This window comes from Escherichia sp. SCLE84, assembly GCF_012584495.1.
In the GTDB taxonomy this organism is placed as follows: Bacteria; Pseudomonadota; Gammaproteobacteria; order Enterobacterales; family Enterobacteriaceae; genus ECMA0423.
On sequence record NZ_CP051430.1, the window covers coordinates 2,644,538 to 2,669,111 of the forward strand.

A 24,574-nucleotide genomic window follows, 5' to 3' on the forward strand; every position below is an offset into this window, starting at 1 on the left:
TGCTAAAACTCGAACTGATAGAGCAAATCCAGTGCCTGGTCTACACCAGACACGGCTTCCAGATATAGCTTAGGCATCAGGCGATAACGTAACGTGAGTGTTGCTATAGAGTCAAATATACCCACGCCGTATTTCACTTGCAGACCTGGCAATACATAGCCGCTGACTACTACCTGGGAGGAGTCGCCTACTCCCTGGGTGTCGAGCGCTAAATTGCTTACGCCAAACGTCTCGCCGATTTTACCCACAATCTGGCCACTTTGCGCAACCCCCAGACCAATCAGCATCGAGGTCATTGCCGCACTGTCGCTCTGATCGCTCTCCAGCCCTTGTCCACGTAGCAAATAAGACAATGCAGCTTGTTGCGACATCGCCGGGTCAGAGAAGATCTCCGCTTTCGGTTCGTCCGCCAGACCAGTGACGCGAACTCCGGCGATTACGTCGTCTTCTGTAGCATCCGGGTTACGAATAGCTTCAATATTAAGATACGGTTGATCCGGCGGACCAGAGAACAGTAACTCACCCTTACGCACAATCAGATCCTGACCATAGGCATGGAAGCGCCCTTCAGGGATGTTGATCTGCCCGTTCAGGCCCAGCCCTTGTTTGTCCTGTACGACGTTAAGATCGCCCGTCAGCCGCGCTTTCAGGCCAAAGGCGTCAATGCGCACATTGTTGCCAACGTGGACAATCAGGTTACTGTTAATCGGAATCGACGCCGTTTTCGGCTCTTCCGGTTGCAGGTTATCGTTAAGCATCACCACATCGCTGGAGACGCCTACTGCGCTTTCCGGCAGATCGTGCACCACGATGCGCGCCCACGGGACATCCACGCGACCATCGAGGGTAAACAGGTTTGGTGTAGCCTCGAATACAACATCTGGCGATACATCCATTCGTACCATCGGCGGCACGGTGATCCGCACTTTACTGCCTTTCGCCGTTACTCGTGCCCGCCAGTTTTCAATTTGGCTCCAGTCGGCATCACCGTTCAGGTAGATTTCACCCTGCTGGGTCCGTACTGTACCGGCAAGCGTCGAGCGCATACCGTTAAAGTTGACCGCAAGCTGGCTCGGCTGCATATCAAACGGCATAAAGTTGCCGTCGATATCCACACCCGTAACCTGAAGCTGACCAAACAACTGCGGGCTTTGCACATCACCACCCAGACGCAAGTTGGCACTCACCATCCCCGCTGCTTTTTCCCCACGGGTAAAGATGGGGTTTATCATCGCAAGGTTGAAGTTACGGATATTGACGTTGCCACCAAGATTACGGCGGCCTTGCGGATCGGTCACCTGCACCTGTCCATCAAACTGGCCGTTATTGGTCAGGCGGATGGTCCAGCCCAATTCGGCACGGTTGTTACGCAATTCCGCCGTCAGATTCAGTGTCTGAAACGCCACCGGCAGCGCCGCATCGTTGACGGTTTGCGTTACCTGCACGTTACGCCCCGAAAGGGTGATACTGCCCTGCGGCAGCCCCTCTTTCGTGGTGTCCCAGGCAACATCCGCTTTACCCGTGAAGATACCGCTGGCCTGAGTGGTTTCTGGCATAAACGGTTTCAGCATGGCGAGGTCGAAGCGGTTGAGATTCACCACCGCACGCCCTTCGGCACCCGCATCGATAGTTTGCGGCACGCACAGTTCCGCATTCGGGTTAAGCCAGCAGTGTGGCCCGATGCTGATTTTTTGCTCCTTATTGCGGTAATCCAGCGCAATATCGCGGGTCAGCGACCACGGGCCGACCGGCGTCTGGAAGCGGGTATTGCTAAGAGTTCCCTTCCAGCGTTCTTCTTTGCGATCAAAACTTCCTGCCAGATTAAGCTGCCCGGAAACCGGCTCGCCCTGAATCCGCAACTGTAGCTCGTGCTGCTTTTCGCTGCCTTTGGCATTCAGGGTGACGAGGTTGATATTTACATCCGGCTGCGAAATTTGCTCAACGCGTACGTCGAGTTTCCCGGCGATCTGATCGGTGGATTTAATGTCGCCTTCCACGCGAACCTGCGTCACGGAAAGTTCCTGCCAGCGCAGGCCGCGCGCGGTGATATCTGCCAGTAGTTGTGGCGCTTCCACCGTGCCGCGTACTTTCACCAGCCCTTTCGCTGTACCGCCAAGCCCCGGCAGCGCGTTATCCAGCCCCGGCGCGTTGATGGTGGCATCAAGATTGAGATCTTTTACCCCCAGCTCGCCTTTCACTTCGGCACTGTTTGGCCCCAGTTCCAGATGAAGCCCTGGGATCATCCACTGCATATAACTGTTGCCTTTCAGCGTGCCGTCAACGTTCACTTTGTTCTGTTTGACGTTACCGGTCAGCTTCAGTTCTGGCACCTCCATCTGCCAGGTGCCGCCGTACAGGCTACCGCGGGTTTTAATCAAGCCATTGAGTTTCGACGGCCACTCTGGGATCTCTTTGGCGGTGTTAATGCCGTTAAGCGTTAGCTCACCGCGCCAACTAATGGCCTGCTGCCAGTCGAGCAACGCCTTGAGTTCAGTTTTCCCTTCCAGCGCCGCGACGGTGAGTTTGTCGAGATTGACCTGCTGTTCATTACCTTTGGCATCAAGGGTAATGGTGGCTGGCGGGATCTCCAGTCCCTTCACTGCCGTACGCATAGAGAGCGTGTAATCGGTCATTTTGCCGGTAAGTTTCAGTTTCAGATCATCCGCCTGATACTGCTTCTCACCGGTGAACGGCCAGTAAAGCTGTTTGCTGTTCACTTCCACGTTGAGTGGCAATCCGGCTTCCGCCAGTCGCGTCTGGGCGCGTAAATCCATATCCACCGGACCGGAAAGGTTAACGCCAATCTCCAGCTGTTCGCGCAGCGCACCGCCCACTTTCAGCTTCAGTTTTTCTCCTTTCAACGGCTCCACGTTTAGTGTGCTGTTGAGGGTGATATCCACCGGCCAGTTGTCTGACAGCTGCGCCGTGCCGCTGGCGTTGACGATCCCTTGACTGGAATCGATATCCAGGGCGTCCAGTTTAGTATTGCCGTCAATGCTGCTCACTTTCAGCAGCATGGTGCGCACGGTGATGTCCGTGTCGCCCGTCACGCGTAACTGCTCGCCTTTAAACTCTTCAATGTTCAGGTTAAGCGGCAAATGCACGTCGGTCATTTCCGGCAATACCGGGCGAGAAAAGAGATCTTTCAGCGTTTCGCCGAGCGGCTTTTCCTCCGGCTGCGGATTTTCAATTTTCGGTTCGACCACTTCTTCCTGCGCCACTTCCGCCACTTTCGGCAGAGCAATCAGCAGGCCTTTCAGCGACGTCGGTTTCAGGGTCAGGGTTTTCTCCTGCCAGTTCAGGCCGGAGGTGAAGTCCATCACCGACACCGTGGTGTCATCAATCTTGATGTTGACGTTGTCCAGCGCCACCCGTGTCAGGGTGATGGGATACGGCGTGGAGAGATCCAGCGGACCGCTATCTTCCTCTTCTTCAACCTGTTCAGAAGGAGGCATTTTTTTACTGTCGATGTTGACCTGAATGTCTTTCAGCGCCAGGTCATTAATACAAACGCTACTGTTCCACAGGCACTCAAGACCGACCGCCAGATGCAGATTACCCGCTTTTACCGCCACGCCTGGCTGCTCATAACGAACGTCAGACAAGGTGAGATCGCGCCAGCCGCCGGTGACCTTGCCAATATCCAGTCCTGGCACCCAGCGATCCGCCGCTTTAAATACAAGATGCAGGCCGCTGGTGGTGCCCACCAGAAACGCCACCGATCCCAGCAACAGTAAGATAACGATAACCACGCCGAGGCTGATTTTTTTCCATAAACTCATAATTCTGGCCCCAGACCGATGTAAAACTGTAACCCGTGTTCGTCTTTATCCGCGACCGGTACGGCAAAATCGAGTTTGATTGGCCCGACCGGCGATTCCCAGCGCACGCCGACCCCGGTACCGGTTTTAAAGTCGCTGCGGCGAATATCGCTTACCGCTTCGCCACTATCGACAAACACCGCGCCCCACCATTTTCCGGTCACGTTGTACTGGTATTCCAGCGATCCGGTTATCAACTTCGAGGCCCCTTTCAGGTCACCGTTGGCGTATTTCGGGGCGATAGATTTGTATTTGTAGCCGCGAATACTGCGATCGCCCCCGGCGAAGAAACGCAGATCCGGCGGTACTTTGTCGAAATCACCGGTTTCAATCCAGCCCAGCGTGCCGCGTGTAACGAAACGATGGCGATCGTACAGTGTGCGGATCCAGACGTTCTGCGCCTGGAAAACGGAGAAATCGACATCTGAACCCCAGGCCGTGTTGGAGTAGTCGATAGAGTAGCGTTGCGAGTCGCCCCAGGTTGGCATCAGGCCACCACGAGAACGCGTGCGGCTAATCATCACCCCAGGATAAAACAGCATCGTGGTGTTGGTAATTTCACCCTGGGTAAAGTGGTCGAGGCTCCAGCGCAGGTTAATGGCACGCTGCCAGCCGCTGGAGAGATCCCAGTAGCGAGAAGCCACCAGCGTAGTGGAGTCAGATTCGGTATCGTTCAGGTCAGTGCGCTTAAAACCGCCCTGCACCAAATAATATTGTTCCAGTGGATTCTTCAGCAGCGGCATTTTATAGCTGAAGTCGAGGGTCTGTTCCGGCGCGGAAATACTGGTACTGGTGGTCAGACTGTGACCATAAGAGTTCATCCACGGCTTTTTCCACGTCGCTTTCACGCGCGGTCCCACGTCCGTAGAGTAACCGACCCCGGTTTCGATGGTGTTTTCAGTTCGCGGCGAAACCACGCCCGTCAAGGGTAATACTTTCGTTTCGCGCGCTTTATCAAATTGTGGAGCCACCACCACCGAGTTAAACCAGCCGGTAGCAGAAAGTCGGCGGTTCAGTTCCGCCAGATCTTTCGATTCGTACTCATCGCCCTCTTTAAACGGCACCAGATTTTGCAGGTATTCATCGCGGATTTGTGATCCTTCAAAGGTCACATGCCCAAAGCGGTAACGTTCGCCACTGTTATAATCAATATCCCAGAAGGCTTTATGCAGGCCGAGCGCAATGCCCAGCTGCGCTTTGGTAAATTCGCTATCGAAATAACCTTTACGCAACGCAATGCTGGTTAAGGACTTTTTGAAATTTTCATAATCGCCCTGGTTCAGCACCGTGCCAATAGCCGGGCGAGTATCGAGCAATTTCAAATAGTCTTTATCGGTCCGCGCGCCGCCGCGCAATACCACATCGGTGCCGCCAATTAACACCGGCACACCTGGCGTGACTTTGGCGATCAATACCTGCCGCCCTTTCTTTGGCGGTGGACGGAGATCAAATTCAATGGTCGGCTGGTAATAACCCAGCGCTTTCAGACCTTCGCGGATGGCATCATCGACGCGTGCGCGAAAGCGACGGTCTGGCGTCACTTCATCACTTTCAATCGTAGAAAGCTGCGCACGAACGTTCTTTTCCAGCTGTCCCGATAACCCCTCGACCTGTAGACGGACGTTCGCGGCGACGGCAGATCCGCTTAAGCAGAGTAAGCTTACACAGCATAACTGTCGGATATAGCGCACATTTTCTCCTGAATATCCTTTTTTCCTGCCCCTGGAACGCCGTTAAACGGCTTAACAAAAATCCAGTAATATGGATTAAAAAGCAGACTAAACCCCAAATATTTCTTATGTTTTACTTTAGACCTATTCACGGTGGTTATTGTGTGCAAATACGCCTCTTGTTACAACCTTAACCCCAATGACCGATTTTCGGGAGAGCGACACCATGAGTTTATTTGATAAAAAGCATCTGGTTTCCCCCGCCGATGCCCTGCCTGGACGTAACACCCCGATGCCCGTAGCCACGCTGCATGCGGTCAACGGTCACTCAATGACCAATGTACCTGACGGAATGGAGATTGCCATTTTTGCGATGGGTTGTTTCTGGGGAGTGGAGCGTCTGTTCTGGCAGTTACCCGGCGTTTACAGCACCGCCGCAGGCTATACCGGAGGCTATACGCCAAATCCGACTTATCGGGAAGTGTGCTCCGGTGATACGGGTCATGCCGAAGCGGTACGCATTGTTTACGATCCTTCCGTCATCAGCTATGAGCAGTTGCTACAGGTATTTTGGGAGAATCACGATCCCGCCCAGGGAATGCGTCAGGGCAATGACCACGGCACGCAGTATCGTTCAGCGATTTATCCGCTGACCCCAGAACAGGATGCCGCAGCTCGCGCCAGTCTGGAACGTTTTCAGGCGGCGATGCTTGCCGCCGATGACGATCGTCACATCACCACGGAAATCGCTAACGCCACACCGTTTTATTATGCCGAAGATGACCACCAGCAATATCTGCATAAAAACCCGTATGGTTACTGTGGAATTGGCGGAATTGGCGTCTGTCTGCCACCGGAAGCATAGCGTTACGGGTACAAATGTAGATTGTTGATAAAGTGCGCTTTATTTATGCCAGATGCGGCGTGAATGCCTTACCAGGCCTACAAAATCGTCCAAATTCAATATATTGCAGGGACTGCGTAGGCCTGATCGGCATAGCGCATCAGGCAGTATTGCATTTATCAGCAGTCTGAATTTTAACCCTCTGGCGACTTTACAGTACCTTACGCTATACTAGCCACTGAAAATGCCGGTTCACTTTCTTCGAATCGGCTTTCAATGTGTATTTCACACAAATTAATCAACTTCCCCTTCCGAGGATCTGGCCTGAAAGGTCGGATAAGATATGTTAAACAGTATTTTAGTCATACTCTGCTTGATCGCTGTAAGTGCGTTCTTCTCGATGTCTGAGATCTCACTTGCCGCCTCACGCAAAATCAAACTTAAACTGCTGGCTGATGAAGGCAATATAAATGCCCAACGCGTTCTGAATATGCAGGAAAATCCCGGCATGTTCTTTACGGTGGTCCAAATCGGTCTGAACGCAGTTGCGATTCTCGGCGGTATCGTCGGTGATGCGGCATTTTCTCCAGCTTTTCACAGCCTGTTCTCCCGCTATATGTCGGCAGAACTCTCTGAGCAACTGAGCTTTATTCTCTCTTTCTCGTTAGTGACTGGCATGTTTATCCTGTTTGCGGATTTAACCCCGAAACGCATCGGTATGATTGCGCCAGAAGCGGTGGCTTTGCGTATCATCAACCCGATGCGCTTCTGCCTGTACGTTTGCACCCCGCTGGTGTGGTTCTTCAACGGCCTGGCGAACATGATCTTCCGTATTTTCAAACTGCCAATGGTACGTAAAGATGACATCACTTCTGATGACATCTACGCGGTAGTGGAAGCCGGTGCGCTGGCGGGCGTGTTACGTAAACAGGAACACGAGCTGATTGAAAACGTCTTTGAGCTGGAATCCCGTACCGTTCCGTCTTCAATGACACCGCGTGAAAACGTGATTTGGTTTGATCTCCACGAAGATGAGCAAAGCCTGAAGAATAAGGTGGCGGAACATCCGCACTCTAAGTTCCTCGTCTGTAATGAAGATATTGACCACATCATCGGTTATGTCGATTCTAAAGACCTGCTGAACCGCGTGCTGGCTAACCAAAGCCTGGCACTGAACAGCGGCGTACAAATTCGCAACACGCTGATTGTGCCGGATACGTTAACCCTTTCAGAGGCGTTGGAAAGTTTTAAAACCGCAGGTGAAGACTTCGCGGTGATCATGAACGAGTACGCGCTGGTGGTGGGGATCATCACCCTCAACGACGTGATGACCACGCTGATGGGCGATCTGGTCGGTCAGGGGCTGGAAGAGCAGATTGTCGCCCGTGATGAGAACTCATGGCTGATTGACGGCGGCACCCCAATTGACGACGTCATGCGCGTGCTGGATATTGACGAGTTCCCGCAGTCGGGCAACTACGAAACCATCGGAGGCTTTATGATGTTTATGCTGCGTAAGATCCCGAAACGCACCGATTCGGTGAAATTCGCCGGCTACAAATTTGAAGTGGTGGATATCGATAACTACCGCATCGACCAGCTGCTGGTGACCCGGATCGACAGCAAGGCCACCGCCCTTTCGCCAAAACTGCCTGACGCTAAAGATAAAGAAGAAAGCGTCGCGTAACCCCCAGAAACATCAACGGCTCCTGAATCAGGAGCCGTCTTATTACTGCATAGCACTTTGGTTAAGCCATCTCTGTTTGCAGACGCATAACCTGACGGTTAACTTCGGACATCACTGACAAATGCAGCTTATCCTTCACTTTTGGGATAAGAATCTTACCCTTATCAAATTCAAAAGCGCCAACGTCCTTGATGTATAACCGTCCACGGAACAGGATCTTTACGTACTTCGCCACCTGAAGTGGGTTGTACCGTTGGAAAATTTTCATTGTTATCTCCTGCTGAGTATTACGCCTGTGCGGTGCCACAATCGGCCCAACTATTATGAGGCGCAAATTTTAATGCCTAGTGACTATAGACTATCCGGGCAATGTTTCCACCGCGTATAACTTTTTTTACCTAAAGGTTACAATTATTCAGAATTATCTTTTTACCGAAGCGCGGTCTTCAGTATAAGCATTCATTTTTCATATGATTTGTGCGCTTGACCGCAAACTGGCATCACACTTGCGGGAAATTCGATAAATAGCACATATGATTAAAACTCAGACCCAAGTGGTCGGATCACCTGCATATCATAAGAAGGAAACACCATGACCCTACGCAAGATTCTGGCACTCACCTGCCTGCTGTTGCCGATGATGGCTTCCGCACATCAGTTCGAAACCGGTCAGCGAGTGCCGCCGATTGGCATCACCGATCGTGGCGAGTTGGTGCTTGATAAAGATCAGTTTAGCTACAAAACCTGGAACAGCGCGCAGTTAGTGGGAAAAGTGCGAGTACTGCAACATATTGCTGGTCGCACCTCTGCAAAAGAGAAAAACGCGACGCTGATTGAAGCGATTAAATCAGCGAAGTTACCGCACGATCGTTACCAGACCACCACCATTGTTAACACCGACGACGCAATTCCGGGTTCCGGCATGTTTGTGCGCAGCAGTCTGGAGAGTAATAAAAAGCTTTATCCCTGGTCGCAGTTTATTGTTGATAGCAATGGCGTCGCACGCGGTGCCTGGCAGCTGGATGAAAAAAGTTCCGCTGTAGTGGTGCTGGATAAAGACGGTCGCGTGCAATGGGCCAAAGACGGGGCGCTCACACAGGAAGAGGTGCAGCAAGTGATGGACCTGCTGCATAAATTAATTAATAAATAGACACTCTGAACCCCGGATTCAGGAACGACTCGCGCGGAGTGTAATCCAGCGGTTTACCCTGCCAGTCGTGAACGTGCGCTCCGGCAGCCGCAGCCACAGCATGACCAGCGGCGGTATCCCAAATATTCGTTGGCCCGAAACGCGGGTACAGCTGCGCCTGTCCTTCCGCCACCAGGCAGAATTTCAGCGAAGAGCCGATGGACGTGGTCTGATGTTCGCCAAGCTGTTGCAGATACTCTTTCAGCTCCGCATCTGCATGGGAACGGCTGATAACCACCAGCGGCGGGCGCGCATCGCGGACCTGAATCTGCTTGCGCACACCGCACTCTTCTTTCCACGCTTTGCCTTCTGCCGCGCTGTACATTACGTTCATTACCGGCGCATACACCACACCTAAAATCGGTTTGCCATGGTCAATGAGCGCAATGTTAACGGTGAATTCGCCATTACGTTTAATAAACTCTTTAGTACCATCCAGCGGGTCTACCAGCCAGTAACGCTGCCAGTGCTGACGGACTTCCCAACCGGGAGGATCTTCTTCAGAAAGGACCGGAATATCCGGTGTCAGCGTACGTAAACCGTCCATGATAACGGTGTGTGCGGCAATATCCGCTGCCGTTACCGGAGAATTGTCCGCTTTGCTGACGACGTCCATCGGTTTCGTCCCGTCGTAGACCTGCATAATGGCATCGCCTGCATTCCGTGCAAGCTGGCATACTTGATCTAACATTTCTCCACCTCGTCTCTGTGAGCGGTGTTAACTTATTGTTTTACTTATACCCTATCGTTAATGAATGCGCCAACTGTGATAGTGTCATCATTTTCAAAGCGTAAAATTGTGGCATTCTTCACTGTTCTATAAGTAAGACGTTTATTCTCCCTCTTCTTTCGTATTCCCGATGATAAAAGGATGTCCCTGATGATTAAGTTTAGCGCAACGCTCCTGGCCACGCTGATTGCCGCCAGTGTGAATGCAGCGACGGTCGATCTGCGTATCATGGAAACCACTGATCTGCATAGCAACATGATGGATTTCGATTATTACAAAGACACCGCCACGGAAAAATTCGGACTGGTACGTACGGCAAGCCTGATTAACGATGCCCGCAATGAAGTGAAAAACAGCGTACTGGTCGATAACGGCGATTTGATTCAGGGGAGTCCGCTGGCCGATTACATGTCGGCGAAAGGATTAAAAGCAGGTGATATTCACCCAGTGTATAAGGCATTAAATACGCTGGACTATACCGTCGGCACGCTTGGCAACCATGAGTTTAACTACGGTCTGGATTACCTGAAAAATGCGCTGGCGGGAGCGAAATTCCCTTATGTAAATGCCAACGTCATTGACGCCAGAACCAAACAGCCAATGTTTACACCGTATTTAATTAAAGACACCGAAGTGGTCGATAAAGACGGAAAAAAACAGACGCTGAAGATTGGCTATATTGGCGTCGTACCGCCGCAAATCATGGGCTGGGATAAAGCTAATTTATCCGGGAAAGTGACGGTGAATGATATTACCGAAACCGTGCGCAAATACGTGCCTGAAATGCGCGAGAAAGGTGCCGATGTCGTTGTCGTTCTGGCACATTCCGGGCTGTCTGCCGATCCGTATAAAGTGATGGCGGAAAACTCAGTTTATTACCTCAGTGAAATTCCGGGCGTTAACGCCATTATGTTTGGTCATGCTCACGCCGTTTTCCCGGGTAAAGATTTTGCTGATATCGAAGGGGCTGATATCACCAAAGGCACGCTGAATGGTGTTCCGGCGGTAATGCCGGGCATGTGGGGCGATCATCTTGGGGTGGTCGACTTACAACTCAGTAATGACAGCGGTAAATGGCAGGTGACGCAGGCGAAAGCGGAAGCTCGGCCGATTTACGACATCGCCAATAAAAAATCCCTCGCGGCGGAAGACAGCAAGCTGGTAGAAACACTCAAAGCCGATCACGATGCCACACGCCAGTTCGTCAGCAAGCCAATCGGTAAATCTGCCGACAATATGTATAGCTATCTGGCGCTGGTGCAGGACGATCCGACCGTGCAAGTAGTGAACAACGCGCAAAAAGCGTATGTCGAACATTACATTCAGGGCGATCCGGATCTGGCAAAACTGCCGGTGCTTTCAGCTGCCGCACCGTTTAAAGTTGGTGGTCGCAAAAATGACCCGGCAAGCTATGTGGAGGTGGAAAAAGGCCAGTTGACCTTCCGTAATGCCGCCGATCTTTATCTCTACCCCAATACGCTGATTGTAGTGAAAGCCAGCGGTAAAGAGGTGAAAGAGTGGCTGGAGTGCTCCGCCGGACAGTTTAACCAGATTGATCCTAACAGCACGAAACCGCAATCACTCATCAACTGGGATGGTTTCCGCACCTATAACTTTGATGTGATTGATGGTGTGAATTATCAGATTGATGTTACCCAGCCTGCCCGTTATGACGGCGAGTGCCAGATGATTAATGCCAATGCGGAAAGGATTAAGAACCTGACCTTTAATGGCAAGCCGATTGATCCGAACGCCATGTTCCTCGTTGCCACCAATAACTATCGCGCTTACGGCGGCAAATTTGCCGGTACGGGCGACAGCCATATCGCTTTTGCTTCACCGGATGAGAACCGCTCGGTGCTGGCAGCGTGGATTGCTGATGAGTCGAAACGTGCGGGGGAAATTCACCCGGCGGCAGATAACAACTGGCGTTTAGCACCGATTGCTGGCGATAAGAAACTGGATATCCGTTTCGAAACTTCCCCGTCAGATAAAGCCGCAGCGTTTATTAAAGAGAAAGGGCAATATCCGATGAATAAAGTCGCGACCGATGATATCGGGTTTGCGATTTATCAGGTGGATTTGAGTAAGTAAAACACTTCTTTTTCGGCCTATAAATCATCAACCGCATCCGGCATTTATTGGCGGATGCGATGCTGGCGCATCTTATCCGCCCTACAAGCCATGCACCGTAGACCAGATAAGCTCAGCGCATCCGGCAGTTATGCCGCACGTTCATCCCGCACCGCCAACACCTCGGGCAAATTCAACTCAATCCAGTCCGCCAGTGCAGCAACCTTTTCGCTCACCTGCTCGCCCAGCGGCGTGAGGCTGTATTCCACATGCGGCGGCACCACCGGATACGCGATACGGTTAAGAAAACCATCCTGTTCTAACGCCTGTAACGACTGCGCAAGCATCTTTTCACTCACCCCACCGATTTTGCGCCGCAGGTCGCTAAAGCGATGAGTACCTTCGCGTAGCGCCACCAGAATCAATACCCCCCAACGGCTGGTGACGTGTTTCAACACCTCGCGCGACGGGCACTGTTCCGCAAAGAGATTACCCTCTTTCAGTTGTTGCGACAGGCTAACCTGACTCATTTCATACTTACCTTTTTGTGCGTACTTACTAAAAGTAAGTTTAGGTGTTAGCGTATTTAAACACAAGACAAAACGATGGAGACTTCCCATGATCGCTATTACTGGTGCCACTGGCCAACTTGGTCACTATGTTATTGAATCCTTGAAGAAAATGGTTCCTGTCAGCCAAATAGTGGCTATCGTTCGTAATCCGGCAAAAGCCCAGGCTCTGGCAGCACAAGGCATTACCGTGCGTCAGGCTGACTACGGCGATGAAGCCGCACTGACATCTGCACTTCAGGGAGTGGAAAAACTACTGCTGATCTCTTCCAGCGAAGTGGGTCAACGTGCCCCGCAGCATCGTAATGTTATTAATGCCGCAAAGGCGGCTGGTGTGAAATTTATCGCTTATACCAGCCTGCTACATGCAGATACCTCCCCGCTCGGCCTCGCCGATGAGCACATCGAGACGGAGAAAATGCTGGCTGATTCTGGCATCGTTTACACCCTGCTGCGCAACGGCTGGTACACCGAAAACTACCTCGCCAGCGCCCCGGCAGCACTGGAACACGGCGTATTTATCGGTGCGGCGGGCGATGGCAAAATCGCCTCAGCAACGCGGGCAGATTATGCGGCAGCTGCGGCACGCGTGATTAGCGAAGCCGGTCACGAAGGCAAGGTTTACGAACTGGCGGGCGATAGTGCCTGGACGTTGACACAGTTAGCGGCAGAGCTGACCAAACAGAGCGGAAAATCCGTTACCTATCAAAATCTGAGCGAAGCCGATTTCGCCGCGGCACTGAAAAGCGTCGGACTGCCCGACGGACTGGCGGATATGCTGGCGGATTCTGACGTTGGCGCATCGAAAGGTGGTCTGTTTGATAACAGCAAAACGCTTAGCAAATTGATTGGCCGCCCAACGACAACGTTAGCCGAAAGCGTAAGCCATCTTTTTAATGTTAATAACTAGTTAATTAAAGTGGCATCCTCCCGCATCCTCTCTGATAATGACGGGATGCCGGGAGCAATCATGTCTGCTTCCTGAACTTTCTTCCGACAGACCAATGGATGCCAGTAATGATTAGCGGCGTACTGTACGCCCTGTTAGCAGGGTTGATGTGGGGGCTTATTTTTGTCGGGCCGTTGATCGTACCGGAATACCCGGCGATGTTGCAGTCGATGGGGCGTTATCTGGCGTTAGGGTTAATTGCGCTGCCCATTGCCTGGCTGGGACGCGTGCGTCTGCGTCAGTTGGCGCGTCGGGACTGGCTTACCGCCTTGATGCTCACTATGATGGGCAACCTCATTTATTACTTCTGCCTTGCCAGTGCCATTCAACGTACTGGCGCGCCTGTTTCCACGATGATTATCGGCACCCTGCCGGTGGTCATTCCTGTCTTTGCCAATCTGCTTTATAGCCAGCGCGACGGCAAACTCGCGTGGGGAAAACTCGCCCCGGCACTGATTTGTATTGGCATCGGCCTGGCGAGTGTGAATATTGCTGAGTTAAACCACGGACTCCCCGATTTTGACTGGGCACGTTATACCTCTGGCATCGTGCTAGCGTTAGTTTCCGTGGTCTGCTGGGCATGGTATGCCCTGCGCAACGCCCGCTGGCTGCGGGAAAATCCCGACAAACATCCGATGATGTGGGCGACGGCGCAGGCGCTGGTCACGCTGCCGGTTTCTCTCATCGGCTATCTCGTCGCCTGTTACTGGCTGAATATACAAACGCCGGACTTCTCCTTACCTTTTGGCCCCCGTCCGCTGGTGTTTATTAGTCTGATGGTTGCGATAGCCGTGCTTTGCTCATGGGTTGGCGCACTCTGCTGGAACGTCGCCAGCCAGCGATTACCGACAGTGATTCTCGGGCCGCTGATTGTTTTCGAAACGCTGGCAGGTTTGCTGTACACCTTTTTACTCCGCCAGCAAATGCCGCCGCTAATGACGCTGAGCGGTATCGCGCTGTTAGTGATTGGCGTGGTCATTGCGGTCAGAGCAAAACCAGAAAAACCTTTAACTGAATCTGTCTCAGAAAGTTGACACGCTGGCAGTGAGTTAAATAAGCCTCTGCTACGTAAGGGTTATAGCTTTTGCCTTAAAGATGCATTTAAAATACATCTTATCTTATTAAGAATGAGGTATCAGCTATGGCTTATCGCGACCAACCTTTAGGTGAACTGGCGCTCTCTATCCCTCGCGCTTCGGCTCTGTTTCGTAAATATGATATGGATTACTGCTGTGGCGGTAAGCAGACGCTGGCGCGCGCGGCGGCACGTAAAGAACTGGATGTTGAGGTCATTGAAGCTGAACTGGCAAAGCTTGCTGAACAACCGATTGAGAAAGACTGGCGTAGCGCCCCGCTGGCAGAAATCATTGACCATATCATCGTGCGCTACCACGATCGTCACCGCGAGCAGCTGCCGGAGCTGATCCTGCAAGCGACTAAAGTCGAGCGCGTTCACGCCGACAAACCGAGCGTGCCAAAAGGGCTGACAAAATACCTGACTATGCTGCATGAAGAGCTTTCCAGCCACATGATGAAAGAAGAGCAGATCCTCTTCCCGATGATCAAACAAGGCATGGGCAGCCAGGCAATGGGGCCAATCAGCGTAATGGAAAGCGAGCACGATGAAGCGGGCGAACTGCTGGAAGTGATCAAACACACTACCAATAACGTCACACCGCCGCCAGAAGCCTGCACCACCTGGAAAGCGATGTATAACGGCATTAATGAACTGATTGATGACCTGATGGATCACATCAGCCTGGAAAACAATGTACTGTTCCCACGCGCGCTGGCGGGTGAGTAATCTAAAAGCTGGATGGCATTGCGCCATCCAGCATGATAATGCGGTTATTTCCGCAGTTCAGCAGCCCGCTTCTTACCAATAAACAACCAGCCCAGCCCCAGTGCGATAAACCACAGCGGGGTGACCAACAGCGCCTGGCGAGTGTCATCTTCCAGTGTCAGCAACACGACCACGAACACAAAGAACGCCATACATACCCAGCACATCAGCTTGCCGAGCGGCATCTTATAGATCGACTTCTCATGCAGATGAGGACGCTGTTTGCGGTACACCAGGTACGAGCAAAGGATAATCGTCCAGACGAACATAAACAGAATCGCGGAAACGGTCGTGATCATCGTGAACGCGCCAATCACGCTGGGATTCACATACAGCATCACCACGCCGCCGAGCAGACAGATACACGAGAAGGTCAACCCTTTCGCGGGTACTGCGCGCTTAGAAAGTTTAGCGAACGCTTTCGGTGCCACACCTTCCTGCGCCAGACCAAACAGCATACGGCTGGTAGAGAAGACGCCGCTGTTAGCGGAAGACGCCGCAGAGGTCAGCACCACAAAGTTGATCACGCTGGCAGCCGCAGGCAAACCTACCAACACAAACAGTTCAACAAACGGGCTCTTCTCCGGGACTACCGAACTCCACGGCGTCACGGACATAATCACAATCAGCGCGAAGACGTAGAACATAATGATACGGATCGGAATGGAGTTAATCGCGCGTGGCAGTGATTTCTCCGGATCTTTGGTTTCCGCAGCTGTTGTACCTACCAGCTCAATCCCCACGAAAGCGAAAACCGCTATCTGGAATCCGGCAAAGAAGCCACTTAAACCTTTCGGGAACCAGCCGCCGTCATTCCACAAATGCGCGAATGACGCTTCCACACCGGTCGGTGACTGAAAGTGCATCGCCACCATGACCAGGCCGACGACAATCAGCGACACGATGGCGACGATTTTGATCATCGCAAACCAGAACTCCATCTCACCGAACATTTTCACGGTGGCAAGGTTGAGCGTCAGCAGCAGCACTATCACCGCCAGCGAGGCGACCCAGTCGGAGAGATCGGGGAACCAGAACTGAGCATAAGCCGTGATCGCCACCACGTCTGCCATACCGGTTACAACCCAGCAGAACCAGTAAGTCCAGCCAGTGAAATATCCTGCCCACGGCCCGAGTAAATCGGAAGCGAAGTCACTAAAAGATTTGTATTCCAGATTCGAAAGCAGCAATTCCCCCATTGCCCGCATCACGAAAAAGAGCATAAAACCAATGATCATATAAACGAAAATGATCGACGGCCCGGCAAGGCTAATCGTTTTGCCAGACCCCATAAACAACCCCGTACCAATGGCACCGCCAATGGCAATAAGCTGAATATGTCGGTTTGTGAGATTGCGCCGTAGCGACTGTTCAGCCGGAGCCTGATCATCGGCAACGACTTTTACCTGATCTACCATGTTTTTTTCTTCCTGTACCTGTCTGTGTTGTTCAGGCTCTACGGCCTTTAGTCAGTCTATGATACGACGAATCTGTATCGGGACTCATCGATATTAGGTAACAATACGCGGGATGAATACTAAGATTTAGATCTAATGTTAATTTTATGTTTAAAGTGAGTGTCATATCACGGTGATAACGCGAAACAGCTCACAAAAATACACGCTTACGGGGTCTTTGCAACACAAAATAGCGCCGTTTGGCAAACTGAAGGGTTTATTGCTGAATGCCTGCTCCCCTCTGGTTCGAGGGGAACAGAATGCGCTGCTTAGAGGATTTCCAGCAGTTCGACTTCAAACACCAGGGTGCTGAACGGAGGGATGGATGCGCCTGCGCCGCGCTCGCCATATGCCAGTTCCTGCGGGATAGTCAGTTCCCATTTAGAACCTACCGGCATCAGAGTCAGTGCTTCAATCCAGCCAGGGATCACGCCATTAACCGGAAATTCAGCGGGTTCACCACGAGCAACGGAGCTGTCAAACACGGTGCCGTCGATCAGTTTACCGGTGTAATGAACACGAACGCGGTCGGTACGTGCCGGAATTGCGCCTTCACCCTGGTTGATCACGCGGAATTGCAGGCCAGATTCGGTGCTATTCACACCTTCTTTTTTGGCGTTTTCTTCCAGGTATTTCACACCTTCAGCAGCCATCGCCTGGAAACGCTGACGACGAACGGCATCGGCGCGCTCGTGGATTTCACGCAGCGCGCGATGCACCACATCAACCGGAACAGCCGGATGTTTGCCTTCCAGCGCATCGGCAATACCTGCAACCAGTGCTTCTGGCAGCAGCCCTTCCAGGCCAGATTCACTCAGTTGTTGCCCTACCTGCAAACCAATGCCGTAGCTTGCTTGCGCTTCGATGGTGTCAAAAGTTGGGGTGGTCATCGTATTTCCTTTCTTAGGGTATAAAAGTAGCGGGCAGCATATCAGCCACACTTCTTTGGGTAAAACTTTGTCGCAGGAATGATGACAAATCCCGGGGAAAAAGAAACAATAGCAATATCCCGTATGAATATAATAAAGGCGGGTTTACCACGGACATCATAGCGTTAGCTTATTCATAGGCTATGATTGAGGAACAAGACGCGGAGCAGGAGGAAACCATGCCCGGGCGCTTTGAACTAAAACCAACCCTGGAGAAAGTCTGGCACGCGCCGGACAATTTTCGCTTCATGGACCCGCTGCCGCCGATGCATCGTCGGGGGATCATTATTGCCGCCATTGTATTGGTGGTCGGATTTCTGCTTCCATCTGATGATACGCCCAACGCGCCGGTGGTGACGCGTGAAGCGCAGTTAGATATTCAGTCGCAATCACAACCGCCGACAGAAGAACAGCTGCGGGCGCAATTAGTCACCCCACAAAATGATCCTGATCAGGTGGCTCCGGTCGCTCCAGAACCTATACAGGAAGGCCAGCCAGAAGAGCAGCCGCAAACTACCCAAACGCAACCATTCCAGCCAGATAGCGGAATTGATAATCAATGGCGCTCTTACCGTGTCGAACCCGGTAAAACGATGGCGCAGCTGTTCCGCGACCACGGACTGCCCGCTACCGATGTCTATGCAATGGCGCAGGTAGAAGGCGCGGGTAAGCCGCTGAGTAATTTGCAAAACGGGCAAATGGTGAAAATCCGCCAGAACGCCAGCGGCGTGGTGACGGGCTTAACCATTGATACGGGGAATAATCAACAGGTCCTGTTTACCCGCCAGCCGGATGGCAGTTTTATTCGTGCGCGGTAGATGAAGGGTCAACCAAAAGCCAGCTAAGGATTGTCTCTTTGATGACCTTACGTCTGGCTTCCAGTGCCTGGGAGGAAACCATACTGATATGTTGACATCCTCCACGCCCTGAAGGACGTGGATCCCTGCTTCGTTCAGGCTGTCGCCTGAATCATTTCGGTGGGTTCCTGCTTCAACAAGCGGCCTGACTGCACCATCTCTCCACAGGCAAGAACGGCGTGCCCCGCCGCTAAAATGTTACGAGCGCCGTTTACATCGGCGTTCGCTGTATATCCACATACCTGGCATCTGAATTTACTTTGTGACAGGCGATTTTCTTTCGCTGTATGACCACAGCACGCGCAACGCTGGCTTGTGTACGCTGGCGGAACAGCAAGCACCTGACCGCCACGCCAGAGCTGCTTGTACTCAAGCTGGCGGCGCATTTCATACCAGCCCTGATCCAGTATCGAACGGTTTAAACCTGATTTTGCCCGGACATTGCGCCCCGGCTGGCTGACCGTACCCGCTGCTGACTTTGACATGTTGCTGACCTTCAAATCCTCAATGACTATCATTGCGTGGTTTTTGCTGACGGTCGTTGTGACTTTATGAAGGTAGTCCCTGCGGATATTTGCGATACGGGAATGCAGTCGCTGTATTTTGCGTTTCTGCTTCTGCCAGTTGTTGCTGAATTTGACCCTGCGGCTTAACTGTCGCTGAAGTCTCGCCAGCGTCTTCTGGTTTTTCTGAAAACTGTTTACAGGCTCAAAGACTGTGCCATCTGACAGTGTGGCGAGTTTAGCCACGCCAGCATCCAGCCCGACCATTGATGCTGAAGGGTGAACCGGAGTGGATACTTCACTTTCTGTCTGAATACTGATGTACCACTTACCGCAGGACTGGCTGACAGTGACATTTTTCACAACTCCCGTGACCTGACGGCTATTCCGGTAGCGCATCCAGCCAAGTTTCGGCAGAAAAATACGGCTGTTTTCCTGATCGAGCTTAACGCCCTGCGGGTAGCGGAATGCATCATTCTGTCCCCGCTTTTTGAATCGGGGAAAAGCAGCCCGATTCTGGAAGAAGTTTTTGTAAGCCCGCTCAAGGTCTTTCAGTGACTGTTGCAATGGCTGTGAGGGCGAATCTTTAAGCCATTGCGTTTCAGTGGCGTTTTTCCACTCAACCAGCCAGGAAGCCATTTTCCCGTAAGGGATGTATTTATTACCGGCCTCATGATTCTCATTCTGACGTGCCAGAGCACGATTGAAAACGAAACGACATGCGCCTGCGAAGCGCCTCATTTCACGCTCCTGTTGACCACCGGGTCTTAACTGGAATTTAAATGCCTGTAGTCGTTCCACAGGTCAAATTATATTTTGGTCTGTGAAAAAAGAAACCGATATCCGGCGTGGAAGGCATTGTGTTTTCCTGATGCATGTTCACCTGGTCTTTGTCACCAAATACCGACGCCAGATTTTTGACCATGACGCGACAGAAAAACTACGCACTTACTTTTCAAATGTATGTGCTGATTTTGAAGCTGAACTGGTTGAAATGGATGGCGAACCAGATCACGTCCATTTGTTAATTAACTATCCTCCCAAACTGGCGATATCCAGTCTGGTAAACAGCCTCAAAGGCGTATCGGGTAGGTTACTGCGACGAGATCGACCAGATATTGCAGTCAGGTATTACTACAAAGGCGTTTTGTGGAGTCCTGGCTATTTTGCCAATAGCTGCGGAGGTGCGCCAATATCCGTCATCCGCCAATACATTGAACAACAGCAAACACCTGGTCAGGTGGAAAACCGCGCCTTATATCCCCGCCCTGAAGGACGGGGTTTTACGGCGCACCAGATAAACCAGGCCAAGCGTATGCTGGTTGATCAAATAATATCCCCCAAGCGCAGCAATATTAATATTCACCTGCAATGGGTCGATACCTGGCTTAAAAATATTGTATTTCTTCCCTTCATCCAATAAGGATTCCATTAACTGCAAGTGCGCATGGTTAATTTCTAAGAGACGCTGTGATTTTGCATAATGCACACCTTTACTTTGATTTTCACTATGCACAATTTTTAAAAACCAAGGGTTAGCAATATAATAATCCCATGTAAAATCAATAATTTTCTCAATGGCTTTTTGTGGCTGGTTAACCAGATGATTAACAAACGCACCGATACCAACAGCGTAGAATAATTACATACCGCACAACAAGAATGTATGGTGGAAGGCGTGGAAGTCATTTTCTCCCCGGGGGCATCGTTATATCCATAATGAGCGATTTTTGATATTAATATCTTTCACCATCCGCTATTTTCACTACTTCAGAAAACAAACTTATTTTTATTAATATCGATTCTTTTTCTGTGAACATCAGCTGCGATATTTATAAAAACATTAAACAGGTAACATTACAATGACATTACCAACGACTATTTATTCATTTCCTGCATATTCACCCCATTTTTCGTCCACCGACAAACCAGTAAAATTAAAATTTCATCAATATGCACGTGCTACATTACTGCCAAATCGTGGAAGAGATCATAATTGCGATGGCAGACGTACTGTTGAGATCCACAAACTAGATCTCTCTGACTGGCAAGCATTCAATAAGTTAGCAACGAAGTGTAATGCTTACGATGGAGTAACAATGAATGGTGATAATTCTTTTGGATGGAACCATGAAGCTACATTAGATAATATTCACGCCCAGAAATACAATAAAGCTCACGCGGGTGCGAGGTTAACCGCAGAACTGAAATATTTATTGCAAGATGTCGAATCCTTCGAACCCAACAGTAAATACACAATACACGAAGTGGTTTTGGGACCTGGTTATGGTACTCCAGACTATACCGGCCAAACGATAGGATACGTTGTAACCCTTCCTGCCCAAATGCCTAATTGCTGGTCATCTGAACTACCAACAATCGATCTTTATATCGACCAACTTCGCACTGTTACAGGCGTTTCTAATGCCCTCGGATTCATCATTGCTGCATTGCTAAACGCGTATTCTGATTTACCCCATGATTTGAAAATTGGTCTACGTTCCTTATCAAATTCAGCAGCAATCTACTCGGGTTTAGGTTTCGAGCGAGTTCCGCAGGACCGAGACATAAGGAGTGATCGTATGCATCTAACGCCAGCAAACCATCCTGACTTATGGACACAAGAGAATGGTGAATGGATCTACTTGCGAAACTAATACCTGACGAAAAATAGAAAGCAAAACGCCGACCAATGGTCGGCGTTTTTACGTCTCGTTGAATAACGAATTATTCAGCTACTACGTTTACGATCACTTTCGCGAATACTTCGCTGTGAACCTGGAAGCTCACTTCGTGCTCACCAGTGGTACGCAGAACGCCGTTCGGCAGACGAACTTCGCTCTTAGCCACTTCAACGCCAGCTGCAGTTACAGCGTCAGCGATGTCGCGAGTACCGATGGAACCGAACAGTTTACCTTCGTCGCCAGCTTTAGACGCGATGGTAACAGTTTCCAGTGCATTGATTTTCTCAGCGCGAGCATTAGCAGCTGCCAGAACTTCAGCCAGTTTAGCTTCCAGTTCAGCGCGACGTGCTTCGAAGAATTCAATGTTTTTCTTGGTAGCTGGAACAGCTTTACCCTGCGGTACCAGGAAGTTACGAGCATAGCCCGCTTTAACGTTTACCTGATCACCCAGGCTACCCAGGTTTGCTACTTTATCAAGCAGAATAACTTGCATTACCTTATCCTCTCAAAGTCGTATTAATGGACCGTGACCGATTACTGATGGCGATCAGTGTACGGCAGCAGGGACAGGTAGCGAGCGCGTTTGATAGCGCGAGCCAGCTGACGCTGGTATTTTGCACGGGTACCGGTGATACGGCTTGGGACAATCTTACCGCTTTCGGTGATGTAGTTTTTCAGCGTAGCGATATCTTTATAGTCGATCTCTTGAACGCCTTCCGCGGTGAAACGGCAGAACTTGCGACGACGGAAATAACGTGCCATATGGCTAGTCTCCAGAATCTATCAATTCAATCTGCTCGGCATGCAAAACCATTTTGCTCAGTCCGTTCTTTGCCTTGTGGCATGAAATGAACCCCTGAACGGTTATGCGACTGCCGACCGTTATACTGTGAGTAATGGCCTGGTTTTCGTGTCCGCTAACAATAACGGGCATTTGACACCATGCCTGCCGGTGAAAGCCGGCTTCCTCCTGCACAGAACGATGCTCAAGCACGAACTGGCAGTGAGGAATTCCTGATGGACTGACCTTTCGAAGGGGAGTCCTGCACACGGTGCCGGACAACACCAGACGGTTGGTCATCAGAAATTACTCTTCAGAATCCCCAGCTTCAGCATCATCAGCGGTTTCGTTTGCGAAATCATCGCGACGCTCACGGCGCTCGTCTTTCGCTTTAACCATCGGAGATGCTTCGGTAACAGCGTGCTTGGTACGCATAACCATGCTGCGGATAACGGCATCGTTGAAGCGGAAGGTAGTTTCCAGCTCATCGATCACTTCCTGCGGAGCTTCAACGTTCATCAGAACGTAGTGTGCTTTGTGCAGTTTGTTGATCGGGTAAGCCAGCTGACGGCGGCCCCAGTCTTCCAGACGGTGGATCTTGCCTTCTGCACCAGTGATGGCAGCAGTGTAGCGCTCGATCATGCCCGGAACCTGTTCGCTCTGGTCAGGATGGACCATAAAAACGATTTCGTAATGACGCATCGAATTGCTCCTTACGGATTATTCAGCCTCCTGTCTGGGTCAGCCGAATCCCGGGGAGGCAAGGAACGTGTTAAAGGTCGGCTGAAAAATGACGCGTTATAGTACTTGTATGCCCCGCTAAACTCAAGGGCAGAGCCGAAATAAATCTCCCCTTTCGCAATTAACCTCTAAACCGCTGATTTGGAGTTCATCACACTTCATCATGGTGTTTTTTTGAACAACTGCATCAGAAATGGTCACCATCAACTTCTTTATCATTGATTAAAATTAAATCAGAAGATCATCACAGAGGAGAGCACACAAAGTCAGCCGTCGAGGAGGTATCTATGTTCAGTCGAGTTTTAGCCCTTCTGGCTGTGCTTTTGCTAAGTGCAAATACATGGGCAGCCATTGAAATCAATAACCACCAGGCCAGAAATATGGACGATGTGCAAAGCTTAGGCGTGATTTATATCAATCATAATTTCGCCACTGAAAGCGAAGCACGTCAGGCATTAAATGAAGAGACAGATGCGCAGGGCGCAACGTACTACCACGTAATTCTGATGCGGGAACCGGGGAGTAACGGCAATATGCACGCCAGCGCGGATATTTATCGCTAGCACCAGGTATAACCAACGAAACATTGCCATAGTTTGCTTTGCCCCCTTCGCAGGGGGCTTTTTTATACGGTTATTCACCGGATTGCGACTTCCGGATCTGGCTCATGAGTAATGCGATTACGTAAGTCGCGGCGCATAATTTCTATTATCCAGAACCAGAAAATATGCCCCAGGATTTCAGAGGCATATTCGTCAAAAGGCAATTGAGTGAGCGGCGGCGTTAAATTCAGCGCCGGGCAAAATATACCGTGGACTGCCACTGTCACAATAAGCCCTGCTAATATCCCCTGCCATAATTTCACTTTCGGGAAAATTTCCGCGACAATACAATACCCTATCGCAAAAACCAGTGAGAAGATGATATGCGTCACCATCACCGGGTTGATAATATGTTCCGAGAATGTATACACAGTTTGGGTTGGGTCGATACCTAAATAATCCCGTAGAAAGATATACGGCGGGTTAAATTCATCGCGACCACCGGAAAATGTGCGCGGTGGCAAGGGGACTTCCGCTCCCCATTTAACAAATGCTGAAATAATTCCTGAAAGTACACCCACAAGTAACGCAACGCCATAGCGGCGACGTTGCGGATCCGTTCTGACAAACAATCCATTGATAGCCATAAAAACACCTGTTGTTTATACGATTTTTTAACTGAAGCGGCCCCGGAATCAGACCAAT

The 24,574-nt window shown here is 50.9% G+C and carries 23 protein-coding genes and 3 pseudogenes; 11 read left to right on the top strand and 15 right to left on the bottom strand.

The window, feature by feature from the left end:
* Window positions 1-2: 2 nt before the first annotated feature.
* The gene (tamB, locus tag HGD79_RS12910; protein ID WP_000060943.1) at window positions 3-3,782 is read right to left on the bottom strand and encodes an autotransporter assembly complex protein TamB; all 3,780 of its coding nucleotides are present in this window, start codon (window positions 3,780-3,782) and stop codon (window positions 3-5) included.
* The gene (tamA, locus tag HGD79_RS12915; RefSeq protein ID WP_001269327.1) at window positions 3,779-5,512 is read right to left on the bottom strand and encodes an autotransporter assembly complex protein TamA; all 1,734 of its coding nucleotides are present in this window, start codon (window positions 5,510-5,512) and stop codon (window positions 3,779-3,781) included. Before tamA ends, tamB begins: the two co-directional genes overlap by 4 nt.
* Before the next feature lie 205 nt (window positions 5,513-5,717).
* On the opposite strand from tamA, the gene msrA reads away from it, so the two are divergent.
* Window positions 5,718-6,356, top strand: a complete 639-nt coding sequence (gene msrA, locus HGD79_RS12920; RefSeq protein ID WP_001295196.1) for a peptide-methionine (S)-S-oxide reductase MsrA — start codon at window positions 5,718-5,720, stop codon at window positions 6,354-6,356.
* Window positions 6,357-6,678: 322 nt separating this feature from the next.
* Window positions 6,679-8,022: a hemolysin family protein gene (locus HGD79_RS12925; protein ID WP_000935042.1), complete on the top strand. Its 1,344-nt coding sequence runs from the start codon at window positions 6,679-6,681 to the stop codon at window positions 8,020-8,022.
* 61 nt (window positions 8,023-8,083) lie between these two features.
* On the opposite strand, the gene HGD79_RS12930 is transcribed toward HGD79_RS12925, so the two are convergent.
* Entirely contained in the window at window positions 8,084-8,290 is a 207-nt protein-coding gene (locus HGD79_RS12930) for a DUF1107 domain-containing protein (RefSeq protein WP_000689228.1), read from the bottom strand.
* A 324-nt stretch (window positions 8,291-8,614) separates the two neighbouring features.
* Between HGD79_RS12930 and HGD79_RS12935 the strand changes: the two genes are divergently transcribed.
* Complete coding sequence (locus HGD79_RS12935; protein WP_000175289.1) at window positions 8,615-9,172, top strand: YtfJ family protein; 558 nt, start codon at window positions 8,615-8,617, stop codon at window positions 9,170-9,172.
* Here the strand turns inward: HGD79_RS12935 and cysQ are convergent.
* The gene (cysQ, locus tag HGD79_RS12940) at window positions 9,162-9,902 is read right to left on the bottom strand and encodes a 3'(2'),5'-bisphosphate nucleotidase CysQ (RefSeq protein ID WP_000886909.1); all 741 of its coding nucleotides are present in this window, start codon (window positions 9,900-9,902) and stop codon (window positions 9,162-9,164) included. The genes HGD79_RS12935 and cysQ overlap by 11 nt on opposite strands.
* A gap of 189 nt (window positions 9,903-10,091) precedes the next feature.
* On the opposite strand from cysQ, the gene cpdB reads away from it, so the two are divergent.
* The gene (gene cpdB, locus HGD79_RS12945; RefSeq protein WP_000589440.1) at window positions 10,092-12,035 is read left to right on the top strand and encodes a 2',3'-cyclic-nucleotide 2'-phosphodiesterase; all 1,944 of its coding nucleotides are present in this window, start codon (window positions 10,092-10,094) and stop codon (window positions 12,033-12,035) included.
* Between the two features lie 128 nt (window positions 12,036-12,163).
* Here cpdB and HGD79_RS12950 read toward each other — a convergent pair whose 3' ends face one another.
* Window positions 12,164-12,544, bottom strand: coding sequence for a helix-turn-helix domain-containing protein (locus HGD79_RS12950; protein ID WP_000084622.1), 381 nt, complete (start codon window positions 12,542-12,544; stop codon window positions 12,164-12,166).
* Between the two features lie 88 nt (window positions 12,545-12,632).
* Between HGD79_RS12950 and qorB the strand changes: the two genes are divergently transcribed.
* The 3 genes from qorB to ytfE all read left to right on the top strand — a co-directional run bounded on the left by qorB (window position 12,633) and on the right by ytfE (window position 15,336).
* A complete protein-coding gene (qorB, locus tag HGD79_RS12955; RefSeq protein WP_001461958.1) occupies window positions 12,633-13,493 on the top strand; it encodes an NAD(P)H:quinone oxidoreductase in 861 nt (286 codons plus the stop codon).
* Between the two features lie 107 nt (window positions 13,494-13,600).
* Window positions 13,601-14,566, top strand: coding sequence for a DMT family transporter (locus tag HGD79_RS12960; protein WP_001296686.1), 966 nt, complete (start codon window positions 13,601-13,603; stop codon window positions 14,564-14,566).
* A 107-nt stretch (window positions 14,567-14,673) separates the two neighbouring features.
* Window positions 14,674-15,336 carry an iron-sulfur cluster repair protein YtfE gene (ytfE, locus tag HGD79_RS12965; protein WP_000331456.1) on the top strand — a complete coding sequence of 221 codons (663 nt, stop codon included), beginning with the start codon at window positions 14,674-14,676 and terminating at the stop codon, window positions 15,334-15,336.
* A gap of 44 nt (window positions 15,337-15,380) precedes the next feature.
* Here ytfE and cycA read toward each other — a convergent pair whose 3' ends face one another.
* Together cycA and fklB are read right to left on the bottom strand one after the other, a co-directional pair.
* Entirely contained in the window at window positions 15,381-16,793 is a 1,413-nt protein-coding gene (gene cycA / locus HGD79_RS12970; protein WP_000228346.1) for a D-serine/D-alanine/glycine transporter, read from the bottom strand.
* Window positions 16,794-17,101: 308 nt separating this feature from the next.
* Window positions 17,102-17,722, bottom strand: coding sequence for an FKBP-type peptidyl-prolyl cis-trans isomerase (gene fklB / locus HGD79_RS12975; RefSeq protein ID WP_000211225.1), 621 nt, complete (start codon window positions 17,720-17,722; stop codon window positions 17,102-17,104).
* A 218-nt stretch (window positions 17,723-17,940) separates the two neighbouring features.
* Here fklB and ytfB point away from each other — a divergent pair, with 218 nt between their 5' ends.
* Window positions 17,941-18,579, top strand: a complete 639-nt coding sequence (gene ytfB / locus HGD79_RS12980) for a cell division protein YtfB (protein WP_001119478.1) — start codon at window positions 17,941-17,943, stop codon at window positions 18,577-18,579.
* On the opposite strand, the pseudogene HGD79_RS12985 reads toward ytfB, so the two are convergent.
* Window positions 18,563-18,670, bottom strand: a pseudogene (locus HGD79_RS12985) (TetR/AcrR family transcriptional regulator); the annotation flags it as partial. The gene ytfB and the pseudogene HGD79_RS12985 overlap by 17 nt on opposite strands.
* Before the next feature lie 43 nt (window positions 18,671-18,713).
* On the bottom strand, window positions 18,714-19,922 hold the full coding sequence (locus HGD79_RS12990; RefSeq protein WP_168848416.1) for an RNA-guided endonuclease TnpB family protein: 1,209 nt from the start codon (window positions 19,920-19,922) through the stop codon (window positions 18,714-18,716).
* 7 nt (window positions 19,923-19,929) lie between these two features.
* Here HGD79_RS12990 and tnpA point away from each other — a divergent pair.
* A pseudogene (gene tnpA / locus HGD79_RS12995) lies at window positions 19,930-20,355 on the top strand (IS200/IS605 family transposase); the annotation flags it as partial.
* Window positions 20,356-20,418: 63 nt separating this feature from the next.
* On the opposite strand, the pseudogene HGD79_RS13000 reads toward tnpA, so the two are convergent.
* Window positions 20,419-20,712: pseudogene (locus HGD79_RS13000) on the bottom strand (TetR/AcrR family transcriptional regulator); the annotation flags it as partial.
* Between the two features lie 271 nt (window positions 20,713-20,983).
* On the opposite strand from HGD79_RS13000, the gene HGD79_RS13005 reads away from it, so the two are divergent.
* Complete coding sequence (locus tag HGD79_RS13005) at window positions 20,984-21,778, top strand: DUF2686 family protein (protein WP_001350063.1); 795 nt, start codon at window positions 20,984-20,986, stop codon at window positions 21,776-21,778.
* Between the two features lie 70 nt (window positions 21,779-21,848).
* Here HGD79_RS13005 and rplI read toward each other — a convergent pair whose 3' ends face one another.
* Genes rplI through rpsF form a run of 4 tightly spaced genes read right to left on the bottom strand, consistent with a single transcriptional unit; the run spans window position 21,849 to window position 23,288 of the window.
* Complete coding sequence (rplI, locus tag HGD79_RS13010; protein WP_001196062.1) at window positions 21,849-22,298, bottom strand: 50S ribosomal protein L9; 450 nt, start codon at window positions 22,296-22,298, stop codon at window positions 21,849-21,851.
* A gap of 41 nt (window positions 22,299-22,339) precedes the next feature.
* Window positions 22,340-22,567, bottom strand: a complete 228-nt coding sequence (gene rpsR, locus HGD79_RS13015; RefSeq protein ID WP_000135199.1) for a 30S ribosomal protein S18 — start codon at window positions 22,565-22,567, stop codon at window positions 22,340-22,342.
* 4 nt (window positions 22,568-22,571) lie between these two features.
* Complete coding sequence (gene priB, locus HGD79_RS13020; RefSeq protein ID WP_001296681.1) at window positions 22,572-22,886, bottom strand: primosomal replication protein N; 315 nt, start codon at window positions 22,884-22,886, stop codon at window positions 22,572-22,574.
* Between the two features lie 6 nt (window positions 22,887-22,892).
* Complete coding sequence (rpsF, locus tag HGD79_RS13025) at window positions 22,893-23,288, bottom strand: 30S ribosomal protein S6 (protein WP_001216676.1); 396 nt, start codon at window positions 23,286-23,288, stop codon at window positions 22,893-22,895.
* Between the two features lie 326 nt (window positions 23,289-23,614).
* Between rpsF and yjfY the strand changes: the two genes are divergently transcribed.
* Window positions 23,615-23,890: a DUF1471 family protein YjfY gene (yjfY, locus tag HGD79_RS13030; RefSeq protein WP_000492914.1), complete on the top strand. Its 276-nt coding sequence runs from the start codon at window positions 23,615-23,617 to the stop codon at window positions 23,888-23,890.
* A 74-nt stretch (window positions 23,891-23,964) separates the two neighbouring features.
* On the opposite strand, the gene HGD79_RS13035 is transcribed toward yjfY, so the two are convergent.
* Entirely contained in the window at window positions 23,965-24,516 is a 552-nt protein-coding gene (locus tag HGD79_RS13035) for a DUF1440 domain-containing protein (protein ID WP_000996726.1), read from the bottom strand.
* Between the last annotated feature and the right edge of the window lie 58 nt (window positions 24,517-24,574).